Genomic DNA, 15,095 nt, shown 5'->3' with positions numbered 1-15,095 from the left:
CCATTAGAAAAAAGGAACATCCAAATACAACCTACAACTGATAACCGACAACAGAAAACAAATATGAAAACCCTACTTACCAACATACAAGAACTCCTTCAAATCAGAGAAACCAATATTCAAAAAGTTTCAGGCTCAGAAATGGCTATTCTGCCAACCATCAAAAACGCCTATCTATTAATCGAAGACGAAATCATCAAGGCATTCGGATCGATGGAAAACCTTCCCGATTTCGAATACGATAAAAAGATAAACTGCCAAGGCAGAACCGTTTTGCCAACATGGTGCGACAGTCACACACATATTGTGTATGCAGGAAGCCGTGAGCAGGAATTCGTAGATAGAATCAACGGATTATCCTACGAAGAAATCGCAAACCGAGGCGGTGGCATCCTAAATTCCGCCAAAAAACTCAACGAAACTTCCGAAGAAGAAATCTACAACCAGTCAAAAGCACGTCTCGAAGAAGTCATGCAACAAGGTACCGGAGCCGTGGAAATCAAATCGGGTTACGGACTTTCGGTTGAAGGCGAACTCAAGATGCTTCGTGTCATCAAGCGTTTAAAGGAAAATTACCCAATCGCCATAAAGGCAACTTTTCTTGGAGCACACGCCTTCCCTACTGAATTCAAAGAAAATCATTCGGGTTATATCGATGTCATCATCAACGAAATGCTCCCAAAAATCGCCGAAGAAAAACTCGCCGATTACATAGACGCTTTCCTTGAAACTGGTTATTTCTCTGTAGAAGAAACCGAAAGGATTATGGAAGCCGGTTTAAAATACGGTTTGCGTTCCAAAATCCATGTCAACCAATTTACTGCCATCAACGGAATTGAAGCCTGCGTAAAGCACAACGCACTTTCGGTTGACCACCTCGAAATTGTAACCGACGAAGACATCAAAGCGTTGAAAAACACCGAAACGATGCCGGTTGCCTTGCCAACGTGCTCTTTTTTCATCAGCATTCCCTACACCCCAGCCCGAAAAATGCTCGATGCTGGATTGCCTTTGGCTTTAGCCACCGATTTTAATCCTGGCACCACACCGTCCGGAAACATGAATCTGGTAGTGGCAACCGCCTGCATCAAAATGAAAATGACACCAGAGGAAGCCATCAATGGCGCCACCATCAACGGAGCCTATGCCATGGGACTTTCTGAAACCCATGGAAGCATCACCGTTGGAAAGAAAGCAAATCTGATTATTACCAAACCGATTTCATCGTTCTATCAACTGCCGTATGCCTTTGGAAGCAATTTGATTCAGGATGTTATTATTAATGGAGAGATTATATAAGTTTTATCTATATTTGGTTTTTAATATTTGACTTACAAACACTTAAAGAAACTTATAAATGAGTAAAAGCACTGCCTATTTGATACTTGCTGTCTTTATAATTATGACACTTCCTTTTTTCTTCATTACGATTCCAATCGTAATTATGATGCGTAACGGATTGGTAAAAAAAAGAAACCAAGTTGACTACGCTTTTAGTGGCGTGGATGTAACACTCCAGAAAAGAGGAGAACTTATTCCTAACTTGGTAGAAAGTGTAAAACAATATATGTCTCACGAGCAAAACACTTTGAAGGAAATTGTTGAATTGAGAAATAAACTTACAAATGTAAAATCAGATTCAAGCGAAAGATTCAGGCTAGAAAACGACCTCTCCGGATTATTAAAAAATCTTGTAGTAACAGTTGAGAACTATCCAGAATTAAAATCAAATGAAAACATGTTGCATTTGCAACGAACTTTAAACGAGGTCGAAGAGCAAATAAGTGCATCCCGAAGAGCTTATAACGCTAGTGTAAACAATTTAAATAATGCCATACAAACTTTTCCATCAAACATCATAGCTGTCACAAATAATTTTAATATAAAACCCTATTTTGCTGCTGAAGAGTCCCTTAAAACAGCTCCTAATTTAAAACAATTGTTTAACTAGTAAAAATATGGATAAACCATTGATGTCTTTTTTAGATGAGCAGGCTGTATATTTAGAAAAGGAAAGATTGAAATATGTTAGGCTGAGTTACTTATATAAAATAACTAGACCAATAAAATCAATCTTGAAAGTAGTGCTTGTGTTGATGGCTGTAATTAACTTTATATTTCCTCTAATACTACCTTCCTTCATTGGTTTAGGTGTTATTTTTGTAGTTCTTTGGGCTTTCAACAACCCAAAAGATACGTTCGAATTTAAACTAAAAGAAAAAGTACTTCCTACCGTTGTAAAAAAAGTTAATGATAGTTTTAAATATGTTCCGTTGGGCTACAATCATAAAAGCCTTCAAGATAGTGAGTTTTTAAGTAAAGGTTTTTTTGCCAATACGATAAAAATACAAGGCGAAGATTATGTTGGAGGAAAAATTGAAAACATAGATGTTGAATTTTTTGAATTAAAATTTTCGAAAGAAATTACCAACTATACAAAAACCACAGGTGGTTGTTTGCTATCAATTTTGCTTTTGCCAGTTGTGTTCATTAAGAACATTTTTGATAATGACAATTCAGATGATGATATTGTTGCAGGAGTTATAAAAGACGAAAAAGTATTTTTCTCTGGACTATTCATGAATGCCGATTTTCACAAGGAATTTAAAGGCAAAATAATAATGATCCCCAAGAAAAAGGATACACTAAAAGATAAAATATATGAAATTTTTGAACCTCAAATAGGAACAAAAATAAATGTAGAAAATCCATATATTAATGAACACTATAATATTTATGTGTCCGATATTCAAACAGGTTTTTACGTCCTATCCCAAAATTTAATCAATAGGATTCACCTATTATCGGAACAAGAAAATGCACTCCCAATCATCTCTTTCATCAACAGTAAAATGTATTTTGTTATTCCTTGGAAAAAAAATCTCTTTGATTTCAATTTAACTACCAAGATTGAAAACGGAAACTACTTTCTTCCTTACATCGAAGAAATAAATTCATTTGAAAAAATCATCAAAGACTTGAGTCTCGACACTAGAATTTGGAGTAAAGTATAAAATTTCGCCACTAAAAACAGTCAGCTTCACAGCAATTCTTTAATATTATCTTTTTATCAACTGCCGTATGCCTTTGGAAGCAATTTGATTGAGGATGTTATTATTAATGGAGAAATTTTATAAAGTCGGGAAATTTTCCCCAGCTTAGGGAAACTCTATCCCAGCCTATGGAAGCTCTATCCCAGCATGTGGAAGCTCTATCCCAGTATAGGAAAACTTCTCCCCAGCCTATGGAAACTCTACCCCAGCTTATGGAAGCTCTATCCCAGCCTAGGAAATCTTCTCCCCAGCCTAGGGAAGCTTTAGCCCAGCTTATGGAAATTGTTATAACAAAAAAAGAGTCCGCCTCACAGCGAACTCTTTTTCCTTTTGAATCAATAATTAACTATACTCTTATTTCAGTGCGAAACTTGTTTTAGAAACCAATTCTCCTTTATCGAAGATGTTTACATAATAGGTTCCTTTTTCAAAATCAACACCTTTTCCGTCAAGGAATTCACAAACATCAACAGCTTCGTTATTGTAGGCAACAGTTGTCGTAAAGCTGTATGTTAGCGACATATCGCCGAAATTTTCTGTTTTCTTTTCTCCTAACACATTGTTCTTGCTGTCGATAATCTGAACATAATATTTCTTCTCTCCAGACTTCGCAATTGAATTGGCCGCCAAGGCAAAACATACTTTCAATTGGTCGGCTCTTCTGGCTTTTTCGGTTTCAATCTGTTTTCCAGAACTTCTTACTTTAATGGCTTGCGTTCTCAAGTTCATTACAACCAATTTAGAACCTTTTTCAACGGTTTTCGCAAGGTTTTCATTCTGAACCACCAAAGTATCGTTGTATTTTTTAGCATCTCCTAAAACCAAAATCGTACTGTCTCTTTCAGTAGTAAGTTTTTGGTTTTGCTTTTTAAGTTCATCGTTTTCAGCAATCAAAGCTTTCATATTACTTTGAAGCTTGTTGTATTGGTCACGGTATTTTGCCATTGAAGCGGCATCACCTTTCGACTTTTTCAAGTCAGCAATCAAGTTGATTACTTTTTCTCTTTCGGCAACCAAATCATCGGATAGAGCTGTTTTCTCTTCGATTGCTTTATCATAAGTTGCTTTAAGAATTTCAAGCTCGTCCAGTACTTTTGCTTTCTCGTCTTTTTCAGTTGTTAATTCTGTCTGCATTTTATTTGCATCAGTTGTCATCTTAAAAATGTAGGCCAAACTTCCTGCCAGTAGTAGTGCTAAAACAACAACTATCGCTTTGAGGCTTGAATTCGTTTTTTGATTTTCCATAGCATTAAGGGGTTTAAAAGGATAAATATAAAGATTAATTCTTAAAATTAATTTTAACAAATTTAAAATAATAATAAGTCGTCGCAATCTTATTAACGTAAGTTTATAGTTTTATATTATTTTTGGCAAAGAAAATAAATTTATGGAAAAGTTAATCCCTTTTACACTCACCGACCTTGCAAAAGTGACCAATCATAGAAGCGGAGAAATCAAGTTTGGCGAAAAAATGCATACCCTTCCAAAGGAAATGACTCCGATGGAATTCCTGAAAACCTGTGAAGCCAAATATGTTCTTTTCGGAATTCCAGAAGACATTGGAGTGCGCGCCAATTATGGTCGTCCCGGAGCTGCATCGGCTTGGGAAAGTGCCATAAAAAGCATTGCCAACATCCAGCACAACCGTTTTTGCAAAGGAAGCAGACTGATGGTTTTAGGAACTCTTGATGTAAAAGCAGAGATGGAATTTGTAAAGGATTTGGACTTTACAATTTCTGAAGACCGTGTAAAACTGAGCCAGACGGTAGAAAAAATTGACAAGGAAGTCGCCCATATCATTTTCAATATTGTAAAAGCGGGAAAGATTCCGATTGTAATTGGCGGAGGCCATAACAATGCTTATGGAAATATTAAAGGTTCGGCTTTGGCCAAAGGAAAACCGATCAATGCCATTAATTTTGATGCCCATTCTGATTTTAGAATCTTGGAAGGAAGACACAGCGGCAACGGATTTTCCTATGCTTTTGAAGAAGGTTTCCTAAAGAAATACTTTATTTTCGGGCTTCATGAAAGCTATACATCCAAAAGCGTTTTGGATATTATCAAGAAAATTGAAGATCGTGTTCGTTATAATACTTATGACGAAGTGAACATCCGCAAGCAGAAAAACTTCGACCAAGAGCTTTTTCAAGCGTTGAATTTCATCAAAAATGACCCATTTGGAATTGAAATCGATTTGGATGCCTTGCCGAATATTGCCAGTAGCGCTATGACCATGAGCGGTTATTCGGTGGAAGAAGTTCGTTTGTTTGTGAGCTATTTTGCTCAGAATCAAAATGCTTCTTACTTGCATATTTGCGAAGGTGCACCCGATTTGGGCGAAGAAAAAAACAACCATTTGATTGGAAAATTAATTGGCTATCTTGTAACCGATTTTATCAAGGCCAACCATAAAGAAGAATAAATGAACATCCTGCTCATCGAAGACGACAACCGAATCAGCGACTTTGTAATTAAAGGCTTGGAAGAAAACGGATTTTCCGTAAGCCTTGCCGTTACTGGAGAAATCGCCCGCGAAATGGTGTCTGAAAACGAATGGGATATTATCTTGATGGACATTATGCTTCCGGGAATTGACGGCATCCAATTGACAAAGCTGATTCGCTTCAAGAAAAACCACACGCCTATTCTGGTTTTAAGCGCTCTTGATGATGCTGACAATAAGGTTTCGGCTTTGGACAGCGGAGCCGATGATTATTTGGTAAAGCCGTTTCATTTCAAGGAATTGATTTCAAGAATAAATGCTTTAACTCGAAGAACAAAATTCAATTACAACGAAAAAGAACAGGTTTATATCTGTCATAACTTAAAAGTAAATCTGGACGAACATTCGGTTTTTCAAAACGAAAATCCAATTGATTTATCACCAAGAGAATATAAATTATTGCTTTTCCTTTTAGAAAACAAAAACAAAGTTGTTTCAAGAACCCAAATATTAAACGCTGTTTGGGGAATAAATTACGACAACAATACCAATGTTGTGGATGTTTACATCTCCTATCTGAGAAATAAAATCGATGAAAACGAGCATAAATTTATCCATACTATTAAGGGAACCGGTTATATGTTGAAGGAATAGAAATCTTTCAATCCATTAATCTTTAATCTTTCAATCCATTCGAAATGAAAATCCGAAACCGTTTAACGCTCATCTCATCCGCCACATTTGGGTTTGTGTTCATTATCGCTTCGGTTTTAATTTACATTTCGTTTTACAACAGTTCCGAGAAAGTAGTTTTTAAGGAATTGCAGAAAACCTGTCTGCTTTCGGCGATTTATTATTTGGAAAAAGACGAGCTTCCCAACTACGAACATTCTGCCATCAAGGATCAATTTGAGGAAAATATTCAAAACGATATTGTTCGTGTTTATGATGAATACAACCGGATTGCGTTCGGAAATAAAGAAAAAGACAACAACATAAATGCACGAAATTTAGAATTCATCCGAAAAAATAAAAAGCTAAGTTTTAAGTCCAATAATCATTTTTACTACGGGATTTTATACAACGACAACCAAGGAGATTTTGTGGTTTTCGTTAAAACTACAAGCGAAGTATTCAATTCACAAACCAATCGTTTGTTGGTGATTATGGCGGTAGTTTTGTTTGGTGGATTGCTTTTGATTTTCCTTTTAAGCCGATTACTTTCGAACATTGCATATCGTCCAATCACACAGGTTATTAATCAGGTTAATTCAATGGAATTAAACTCATTAGACAAACCTATCTCATCTTCTAATACAAATGATGAAGTGCAGGATTTGATTACCACTTTCAATAATTTATTAAGTCGATTATCTGATACTTTTGCCATTCAGAAGAATTTTATCAATTATGTTTCACATGAATTCAAGACTCCTTTGGCTTCCATTTCAGGCAATTTAGAAGTATTTGCTCAGAAAGAAAGAACCCCAGAAGAATACCAAAAAGTAACTTCGGAAGCGTTGGAAAATGTCTATCAAATTGAAGAAATTCTGAATAATTTGATGATGCTTTCGGGTTTAAAAACCATTCATTCTGAGAATGAAAAATTCCGAATTGACGAAACGGTTTTTAATATCAACGACAAGATTTTTGAAGTGTATGACAACCAAGAAATTAAAATTGACTTGGAAGTTAAAGATGAAAAACTGCTTTCCGTAAAAGGAAGCGAAATGCAAATCCAATTGGCACTTTACAATCTGATTGAAAATGCGGTGAAATATTCAAGCGGAAATCTAATTAGAATTTCACTTTCAGAAGTCAAAAATCAACTTCAAATCACTATTCAAGATTTCGGAAAAGGCATTCAAAAAGAAGATTTGAATTTAGTTCAACAGACTTTCTACCGGGGCAAAAATGTAGGTGATATCAAGGGAAGTGGCATCGGCTTATCGCTAGCTACGATTATTTTCAAACAAAATAACATTCAATTTTCCATTACTTCCGAAGAAAATGCAGGAACCCTTATCACACTGCTTTTTCCAAAACTCTAATCGTTTTCTAATTTTAGATTAATGCACTCTTAATGTGAGTCCAATTTTACTGTAATCTTTGCACAATAGATTTGCAGTATCTAAAAAAGACTCACATTGAAACGTATTTTATTTACCGCAATTTTCGCCAGTTTTTGGATGTCGGGCCAAGCACAAATTGACGTCGCAAAAGACACGCTGAAGATTTCAAGGGCTGAAGCCGAAACTATTTTCCTAAAAAACAATTTAAGGCTTCTATCTGAAAAACTCAACATCGACCAAGCCGAAGCACAAGTTATTCAAGCTAAATTATGGCCAAATCCTCGTTTGGAAGTGGGCGAAGTCAACCTTTGGTCGAATGCCACATCTGAGCAACTTCCTCCTATTTCTGGAAATTGGGGAAGAACTTCTGAAATTACCGTTGGCCTTGAACAATTGATTCAAACGGCTGGAAAGCGGAAAAAATTGATGGCGATGGAAAAAGTGGGAGTTGAAATCGCTCAGGAATATTTTCAAGATGTGCTTCGCATCGTCAAGATTGAATTCCGAAACAATTTAACGCATCTGCAATATGTTCAGGAAAAGCAAAATATCTACCAAAAACAACTGGTTTCGATTCAAAAACTGCTGAATGCCTACTCTAATCAAGCCAAGCAAGGCAATATTAGTAAATCGGAATTCATTCGATTAAAGGCTTCCGAATTAGAGTTTGTAAAGGAACTGAGCGATTTGCAAAAAGAAAACAACCAGCTTCAAAAAGAATTGAAGACCTTGATGAATCTGCCTTCGCAGAATTTCCTAAAAATTGACAGCGAAAATTTTGTTCCCAACTTGAGCAAAACCGAAAACATCAATCTGGTAGAATTGACTTCATCTGCTTTGGAAAATCGTCCCGATGTAAAGGTTTCCGTATTGGAAGAAAAGTACAACAATCGAAAATACAAATACGAATTGGCACAAAGAACGCCCGATGTGACGTTGTTGGCGAGCTATGACCGTGGTGGAAACATCATGAACAACTTCGTAGGCTTTGGTTTTGGAATTGATTTACCTTTCTTCAGTAGGAATCAAGGAAATATTAAAGTCGCCAAACTCGAAATCGAGAAAAGTCAATATTTGAAAGAAGAGAAGAATAATCAGGCACAACATGAAGTCATTCAAGCGTATGAAGATTTGATTGTTGCTAAGAAATTATACGAAAACATCGATATTTCCTATGAAAATGATTTGGATAAACTACTAGAAAGTCATTTGAAAAATTTTGCACAACGAAACACGAGTATGCTTGAATACCTTGATTTCGTAGAAGCTTATCTCGAAAACAAAACCATCATTTTAGAATCCAAAAAAGAACTGAACGAACATTTTGAAGAATTGCAATTCGTGATTGGAAAAGAACTTTAAACCTAACATTTGAAAATTACCCCTATGAAATATACTTATTATTTATTGCCGATTGTTTTCCTTTTCAGCTGTCAGGAAAAGGAAGTTGTGCTTCCGAAAAGTGAAAAATTTTGCCTCAATGAAGATTTAAAAAAGAAGATTACGATTGAAGAAGTAAAAAAAGAACCCATCTCAGAAACGTTTTCGTTGACAGGAAATGTGACCTACAATGCTGACAATGTAGTGCAATTTACAAGTTTGATAAATGGAATTGTGACCAATACCTTTTTCTCTTTGGGAGATTATGTCAAAAAAGGACAGGTCTTGGCGGAGATAAAAAGCACGGAATTAAACGGATTGCAATCCGAAAATAAATCGGTTGCTTCACAATTGTTAGTAGCTCAAAGACAATTGGCTTCCACAAAATCAATGTACGAAGACGGAATTGCTTCTCAAAAAGATTTGATTCAAGCCGAAAGCGAAGTGAATGTCTTGAAATCTTCTTTGGAAAATATTAAATCCAATCTGGCATTGTACAGTGCGAGTTCAGAGAAATCGGTGTTTCAAATTAAAGCACCTTCGAATGGTTTTATCGTGGCGAAAAATATGAGTTCGGGAATGCAGATTTCCGAAGGAAGCGAGCCGTTGTTTACGATTTCAGATTTGAATGAAGTTTGGGTAATGGTCAATATTTATGCAACCGACATGCAGAACATCAAGGAAAATATGGAAGTCAAAATCAAGACCTTGGCGTATCCCGATGAAACATTTAGCGGAAAAATCACTGCCTTGTCGCAAGTTTTTGATTCGGAAGAACGCGTTTTGAAAGCAAGAATCGTGATGAAGAACAAAGACTTGAAATTGAAGCCTGGAATGTCGGCCGATATCATCTTGAACAAGCAAAATGTTTCGACGGAACTGATGATTGCCGTTCCCGTAAAAGCAGTGATTTTTGACGACAATCATAACTTTTTATTGGTATATAAAGACGATTGCAACATCGAAATCAGAGAAGTTGAACCTGTTACCAAAAATAGTGAAGTGGTATATTTTGATAAAGGAATTCTTGAAAACGAGCAGATTATTACCAAAAATCAGCTTCTTATTTATGAAAGTTTAAAATAAGATTCTCTTAAAAAAAATTCAAAACCTCTTAAATTTTCTTGTATGCCTTATATGGTAAACATTTGACCATTTAAGAAATATAAGATCATTCAAGTTAAAGTAAAATTTATGCAAAAGTTTGTACAAAATATAGTGGCCTTTTCGCTGAAGAATTCGCTTATCGTTTTCTTTGCAACCGCGTTGTTGCTGGCGGGAGGAATCATAAGTTATATGCACACGCCCATTGAGGCGTTTCCGGATGTGACCAATACCCGAGCGAGAATTATTACGCAATGGCCGGGAAGAAGTGCCGAAGAAGTCGAGAAATTCATCACGCTTCCAATTTCAAAACAGATGAATACGATTCCGAAAAAGGCGGAAGTCCGTTCGATTTCACTGTTTGGATTGTCGGTTGTGACGGTTCTTTTTGATGAAGATGTGGAGGATTTTTATGCCCAGCAATATGCCTCGAACAGAATGGCCGGCGTGAGTTTGCCCGATGGTGCCGATGCCGAAATTGATCCACCTTATGGTGCAACTGGAGAGATTTTCCGATATGTCGTAAAAGGTGATTTGCCGATTAAGGAATTGACAGCCATCCAGGATTGGGTGATTGAACGCGAATTGGTTTCGGTTCCCGGTGTAGCCAATGTGGTGAGTTTTGGTGGTGAGGAAAAGATTTATGAGATAAAAATCAACCCAACCGAATTGGTGAATTACAACCTTTCGGCCTTGGATGTTTACGAAGCCGTTTCGAAAAGCAACATCAATGTTGGTGGAGATGTGATTCAGCGTGGCGACCAAGCTTATGTGGTGCGAGGTGTTGGTTTATTGGATAATATTGATGATATCGGGAACATCTTGATTGAAACGAAAGGCTCCACTCCTATTTTAGTAAAGCATGTTGCCGAAGTCAAGATTGGTTCAAAACCTCGTTTGGGACAAGTTGGCTTGGACGACGATAATGATTTGGTGGAAGGAATTGTCGTGATGCTTCGAGGCGAAAATCCGAGTGATGTGATTGAAAAATTACGCGACCGAATCGACGAATTGAACGAGAGAATTTTGCCGAAAGGCGTTACCATCGTGCCTTTTATCGACCGAACGGAATTGGTAAACACAACGGTTCACACCGTTACAAAAAACCTGATTGAAGGTGTTTTACTGGTTTCGTTGATTGTTTTCATTTTCATGTACAACTGGCGTACGACCGTGATTGTCGCATCGGTAATTCCGCTTTCGTTTTTATTTGCCATCATCATGTTGCGGATTCAGGGACTTCCCGCGAATCTGATTTCTATGGGAGCTTTGGATTTCGGACTGTTGCTCGAAGGAACTCTCGTAATCGTAGAGCAGGTTTTTGTCTCGCTCGAAAAAAAGGCACATAAAGTTGGGATGGAAAAATTCAACAAGATGTCGAAAATGGGCTTGATTAAGAAAAGCGTCGGAAGTGTTGCTACCTATATTTTCTTTGCCTTGATCATCTTGATTGTCGCATTATTACCAATTTTCTCTTTCCAAAAAGTAGAAGGAAAAATGTTCTCGCCGTTGGCTTTTACGCTTGGTTATGCATTGGTTGGTTCATTGATTTTAAGCTTGACATATGTTCCTGCGATGTGTAAAGTCTTGCTGACGAAGAACATTGTCGAGAAAGAAAATATGATTTCGAGATTCTTCCGGGAAAATCTTTTCAAACTCTTTAAATGGAGCGAAAGACATCGAAAAGCAACGGTTTATGGATTTATAATTTTATTGGCGGTTTGTTTTGGAAGGTTTGCCTATTACGGTTCCGAGTTTATTCCAAAACTGAATGAAGGTGCGATTTACATCCGTGCGACATTGCCCAACAGCATCAACTTGGATGAATCGGTCCGACTTACGAAAGAAATGAAAGTCAAACTTCAAAAATTTGAGGAAGTGAAATTCATCCTTTCGCAAACCGGAAGACCAAACGACGGAACCGACCCTACTGGTTTCTTCAACATCGAATTTCACATGGAATTGAAGCACCAAGACGAATGGAAACGAAAGGTTTCTAAAGATGAATTGATTGCGGAAATCAAGACCGTCTTGGAAGAATATCCAGGAATTAATTTCGGCTTCAGCCAGCCAATTCAGGACAATGTCGAAGAATATGTTGCCGGTGTAAAAAGTCCGTTGGTAATTAAAATATTCGGTGATGATCTGTTCAAATTGGAAGAATATGCCAATCAGGTGGCCAAATCCATTGCTCCAGTTGAAGGAATTGAAGATATTAATGTGTATAAAAATATAGGATTGCCAGAACTTCGCATCCAATTACACGATTCAAAAATGGCGCGATATGCTGTTACCACTGCCGATGCCCAAGCCGTAATTTCAATGGCAATTGGTGGACAAGCAGCGACAACTTTCTATGAAAATGAAAGGATGTTTGATGTACGAATCCGTTTTGAAAAGGAATATAGAGATTCGAAGGAAAAGATTGAAAATATCCTGATTCCAACAATGGACGGCAAAAAAGTACCGCTTCGGGAAATTGCGACAGTGAGTTATAAAACGGGACCAACCTTTATCTATCGAGAAGGAAACAGTCGCTACATCGCCATAGGCTTTAGCATTGAAGGTCGTGATTTAGGTAGTACAATTGCTGAAGCTCAGAAAAAAGTGAATGCAGAAGTGAAACTTCCGAAGGAAAATACGATGAAGTGGGCTGGAGAATTTGAAAGCAAGGAACGTGCTTCGAAACAATTGGCGATTATAGTCCCGGTTGTGTTACTATTCATATTATTCTTATTGTATTTCAATTTTGGAAATATGAAGGACACGCTGATTGCCACAAGCACGATTCCTTATGCTTTTGCGGGAGGTTTCCTCTCACTCTGGATGACGGGAACTATTTTTGGAATCTCGGCAGGAATTGGTTTCATCATCCTTTTTGGTGTGAATACGATTAACGGGATTATCCTGATTGCTGTGATGAAGGAGAATCTCAGGGCGCAAATTCCTTTAAAACAGGCTATTTCTGAAGGTGTTTACAGCAGAATCCGTCCTATTGTAATGATTGCTTTGATGGGATCTATGGGATTATTGCCTGCGGCGCTTTCATCCGGAATGGGTTCTGAAATCCAAAAGCCATTGGCGATTATGATTGTGGGAGGACTGTTGTTCTGTATGGTTTTCTCTTTGACGGTCTTGCCTCAAATCTTTTACATGGCTTATAAAAAGAAACACGGTTAGTTTTTTAATAATTGGTTTATTGTTTAGATTGTGTGATTAAAGCTCCATTTATTGGGGCTTTTTTCATTTATATTTTATGTATTTTTACATACATTAAAATTGCTTATGACAGCCAAACCCCAATTACGAACGATAAACGTAACCCGATACATCGCTCCTTTGCGAGAAGGAGGCTCCTTGCCTGCCCTTGCCGAAGCAGACGATGATTTTAAATATGTCCTAAAATTCAAAGGTGCCGGTCACGGCGTAAAAGCCTTGATAGCCGAATTGCTCGGTGGCGAAATCGCTCGAACACTAGGCTTAAGAATTCCCGAATTGGTTTTTGCAAACCTTTCTGAAGATTTTGGTAGAACCGAAGCCGATGAGGAAATTCAGGATTTATTGCAAGGAAGCCAAGGTCTGAATTTAGCTTTACACTTCTTATCCGGAGCAATCAATTTTGATCCTGTTGTAACAAATGTTGAAGCTGAATTGGCTTCGCAGATAGTGTGGCTGGATTCCTTTATCACCAATGTCGATCGTACTTTTCGTAATACCAATATGATGATCTGGCACAAGGAACTATGGTTGATCGATCACGGTGCTTCGTTCTATTTTCACCATTCTTGGGCCAATTGGGAAAGCCATGCCAAAAGTCCTTTTGCTTTGATAAAAGACCACGTGTTGTTACCGAAGGCATCTTTATTGGAAGAAACTGATAAAGCATTCAAAGCTATTTTGACCGAAGAAAAAATCAAGGAAATCGTCGATTTGATTCCTGAAGTTTGGCTAGATTGGGAAGATGCCGAAGAAAGCCCGCAAACCATCAAAAAAGTATATGCTGATTTTTTACTTACGCGATTGGCAAATTCTGAAATTTTTATAAAAGAAGCTCAAAATGCAAGACAGAAATCTATATGAATATGCCGTAATTCGCGTTGTGCCAAGGGTTGAACGCGAAGAATTCGTGAATGTAGGCATCATTTTGTTTTGCAAAAGATCACGGTTTATAAAAGTATTGTACCATTTGAACATTGAGAAGATACAATGTTTTTGTTCTCAAATTGATATAGTACAGCTGGAGCTGAATTTACGCTCTTTCCAGAAAATTGCCGAGGGCGCAAAAGATGGCGGACCAATTGCCGCTATGGAAGTTCCCGAACGCTTTAGATGGCTAACGGCTATAAGAAGTTCGGTTATACAAACCTCAAGGCCACATCCTGGATTGACAGCAAATCTGGAAGATACCATAAATAGGCTGTTCGAAGAATTGGTCATGTAAAATAAAAAACCCTCAAACTGTCAAGCTTGAGGGTTTTATTATTTTGAAATGCTATTACATATTTTTGAAGATCGTATGCATCAAACGTTTTTTATCGTTGATACTTTCTTCAAGAGAAATCATAGTTTCAGTTCTGTAAACACCTTCGATATCATCAATCATAAAGATTACATCTTTTGCATGCTTAGTATCTTTTGCTCTTATTTTACAGAAAATATTGAATTTTCCAGTAGTAACGTGGGCAACAGTTACGAAAGGAATATCATTGATACGCTCCAATACAAATTTAGTTTGAGAAGTGTTATTAAGGAAAACACCAACATAAGCAATGAAAGAATAGCCCAATTTTTCATAGTCAAGAGTCAATGAAGAACCCATAATGATTCCTGCATCCTCCATTTTCTTCACTCTAACGTGAACTGTTCCTGCAGAAATCAGCAATTTTTTTGCAATATCTGTAAATGGAACCCTTGTGTTGTCAATCAACATATCCAAAATTTGATGGTCTACCTCATCTAAACGAAACTTGCTCATAGTACTTTGTTTTTATTTTGTTTGCTTTACTTTCAAATTAAAATTCAAGTCCAAAGAGATTAATT

Annotated in this window: 13 protein-coding genes; 11 read left to right on the top strand and 2 right to left on the bottom strand. The window is 37.1% G+C overall.

Annotation, left to right across the window (positions count from 1 at the left end; translation table 11 throughout):
- Nucleotides 1-63 precede the first annotated feature (63 nt).
- The 3 genes from hutI to ACI6PS_RS00510 are packed head-to-tail and all read left to right on the top strand — an operon-like array spanning nt 64 to nt 3,014.
- The gene (gene hutI, locus ACI6PS_RS00520) at nt 64-1,299 is read left to right on the top strand and encodes an imidazolonepropionase (protein ID WP_421010582.1); all 1,236 of its coding nucleotides are present in this window, start codon (nt 64-66) and stop codon (nt 1,297-1,299) included.
- A 58-nt stretch (nt 1,300-1,357) separates the two neighbouring features.
- Nucleotides 1,358-1,951: a LemA family protein gene (locus tag ACI6PS_RS00515; protein WP_421010581.1), complete on the top strand. Its 594-nt coding sequence runs from the start codon at nt 1,358-1,360 to the stop codon at nt 1,949-1,951.
- 7 nt (nt 1,952-1,958) lie between these two features.
- Nucleotides 1,959-3,014 carry a DUF3137 domain-containing protein gene (locus tag ACI6PS_RS00510; RefSeq protein ID WP_421010580.1) on the top strand — a complete coding sequence of 352 codons (1,056 nt, stop codon included), beginning with the start codon at nt 1,959-1,961 and terminating at the stop codon, nt 3,012-3,014.
- A gap of 393 nt (nt 3,015-3,407) precedes the next feature.
- On the opposite strand, the gene ACI6PS_RS00505 is transcribed toward ACI6PS_RS00510, so the two are convergent.
- A complete protein-coding gene (locus ACI6PS_RS00505; RefSeq protein WP_421010579.1) occupies nt 3,408-4,298 on the bottom strand; it encodes a hypothetical protein in 891 nt (296 codons plus the stop codon).
- Nucleotides 4,299-4,440: 142 nt separating this feature from the next.
- On the opposite strand from ACI6PS_RS00505, the gene ACI6PS_RS00500 reads away from it, so the two are divergent.
- From ACI6PS_RS00500 to ACI6PS_RS00465, 8 genes are all read left to right on the top strand, one after another.
- Complete coding sequence (locus ACI6PS_RS00500) at nt 4,441-5,478, top strand: formimidoylglutamase (protein WP_421010578.1); 1,038 nt, start codon at nt 4,441-4,443, stop codon at nt 5,476-5,478.
- Entirely contained in the window at nt 5,479-6,153 is a 675-nt protein-coding gene (locus ACI6PS_RS00495; protein WP_421010577.1) for a response regulator transcription factor, read from the top strand.
- A gap of 44 nt (nt 6,154-6,197) precedes the next feature.
- Complete coding sequence (locus tag ACI6PS_RS00490; RefSeq protein ID WP_421010576.1) at nt 6,198-7,550, top strand: HAMP domain-containing sensor histidine kinase; 1,353 nt, start codon at nt 6,198-6,200, stop codon at nt 7,548-7,550.
- 96 nt (nt 7,551-7,646) lie between these two features.
- A complete protein-coding gene (locus ACI6PS_RS00485; RefSeq protein ID WP_421010575.1) occupies nt 7,647-8,933 on the top strand; it encodes a TolC family protein in 1,287 nt (428 codons plus the stop codon).
- Nucleotides 8,934-8,957: 24 nt separating this feature from the next.
- Entirely contained in the window at nt 8,958-10,037 is a 1,080-nt protein-coding gene (locus tag ACI6PS_RS00480; RefSeq protein ID WP_421010574.1) for an efflux RND transporter periplasmic adaptor subunit, read from the top strand.
- Between the two features lie 108 nt (nt 10,038-10,145).
- On the top strand, nt 10,146-13,235 hold the full coding sequence (locus tag ACI6PS_RS00475; protein ID WP_421010573.1) for an efflux RND transporter permease subunit: 3,090 nt from the start codon (nt 10,146-10,148) through the stop codon (nt 13,233-13,235).
- Between the two features lie 105 nt (nt 13,236-13,340).
- On the top strand, nt 13,341-14,135 hold the full coding sequence (locus ACI6PS_RS00470; RefSeq protein ID WP_421010572.1) for a HipA family kinase: 795 nt from the start codon (nt 13,341-13,343) through the stop codon (nt 14,133-14,135).
- Nucleotides 14,113-14,496 (top strand): DUF3037 domain-containing protein, encoded by a 384-nt coding sequence (locus ACI6PS_RS00465; RefSeq protein ID WP_421010571.1) that lies wholly within the window; start codon nt 14,113-14,115, stop codon nt 14,494-14,496. The genes ACI6PS_RS00470 and ACI6PS_RS00465 overlap by 23 nt, the downstream gene beginning before the upstream one ends.
- Before the next feature lie 54 nt (nt 14,497-14,550).
- Here the strand turns inward: ACI6PS_RS00465 and ACI6PS_RS00460 are convergent, their stop codons facing one another.
- Nucleotides 14,551-15,030, bottom strand: a complete 480-nt coding sequence (locus tag ACI6PS_RS00460) for an Lrp/AsnC family transcriptional regulator (RefSeq protein ID WP_026705124.1) — start codon at nt 15,028-15,030, stop codon at nt 14,551-14,553.
- Nucleotides 15,031-15,095: the final 65 nt, after the last annotated feature.

This window comes from Flavobacterium sp. PLA-1-15, from assembly GCF_049060005.1.
Taxonomy (GTDB): Bacteria; Bacteroidota; Bacteroidia; order Flavobacteriales; family Flavobacteriaceae; genus Flavobacterium.
Note: the sequence above shows the minus strand (reverse complement) of the source record. Positions and strands in the feature narration are given on the sequence as shown.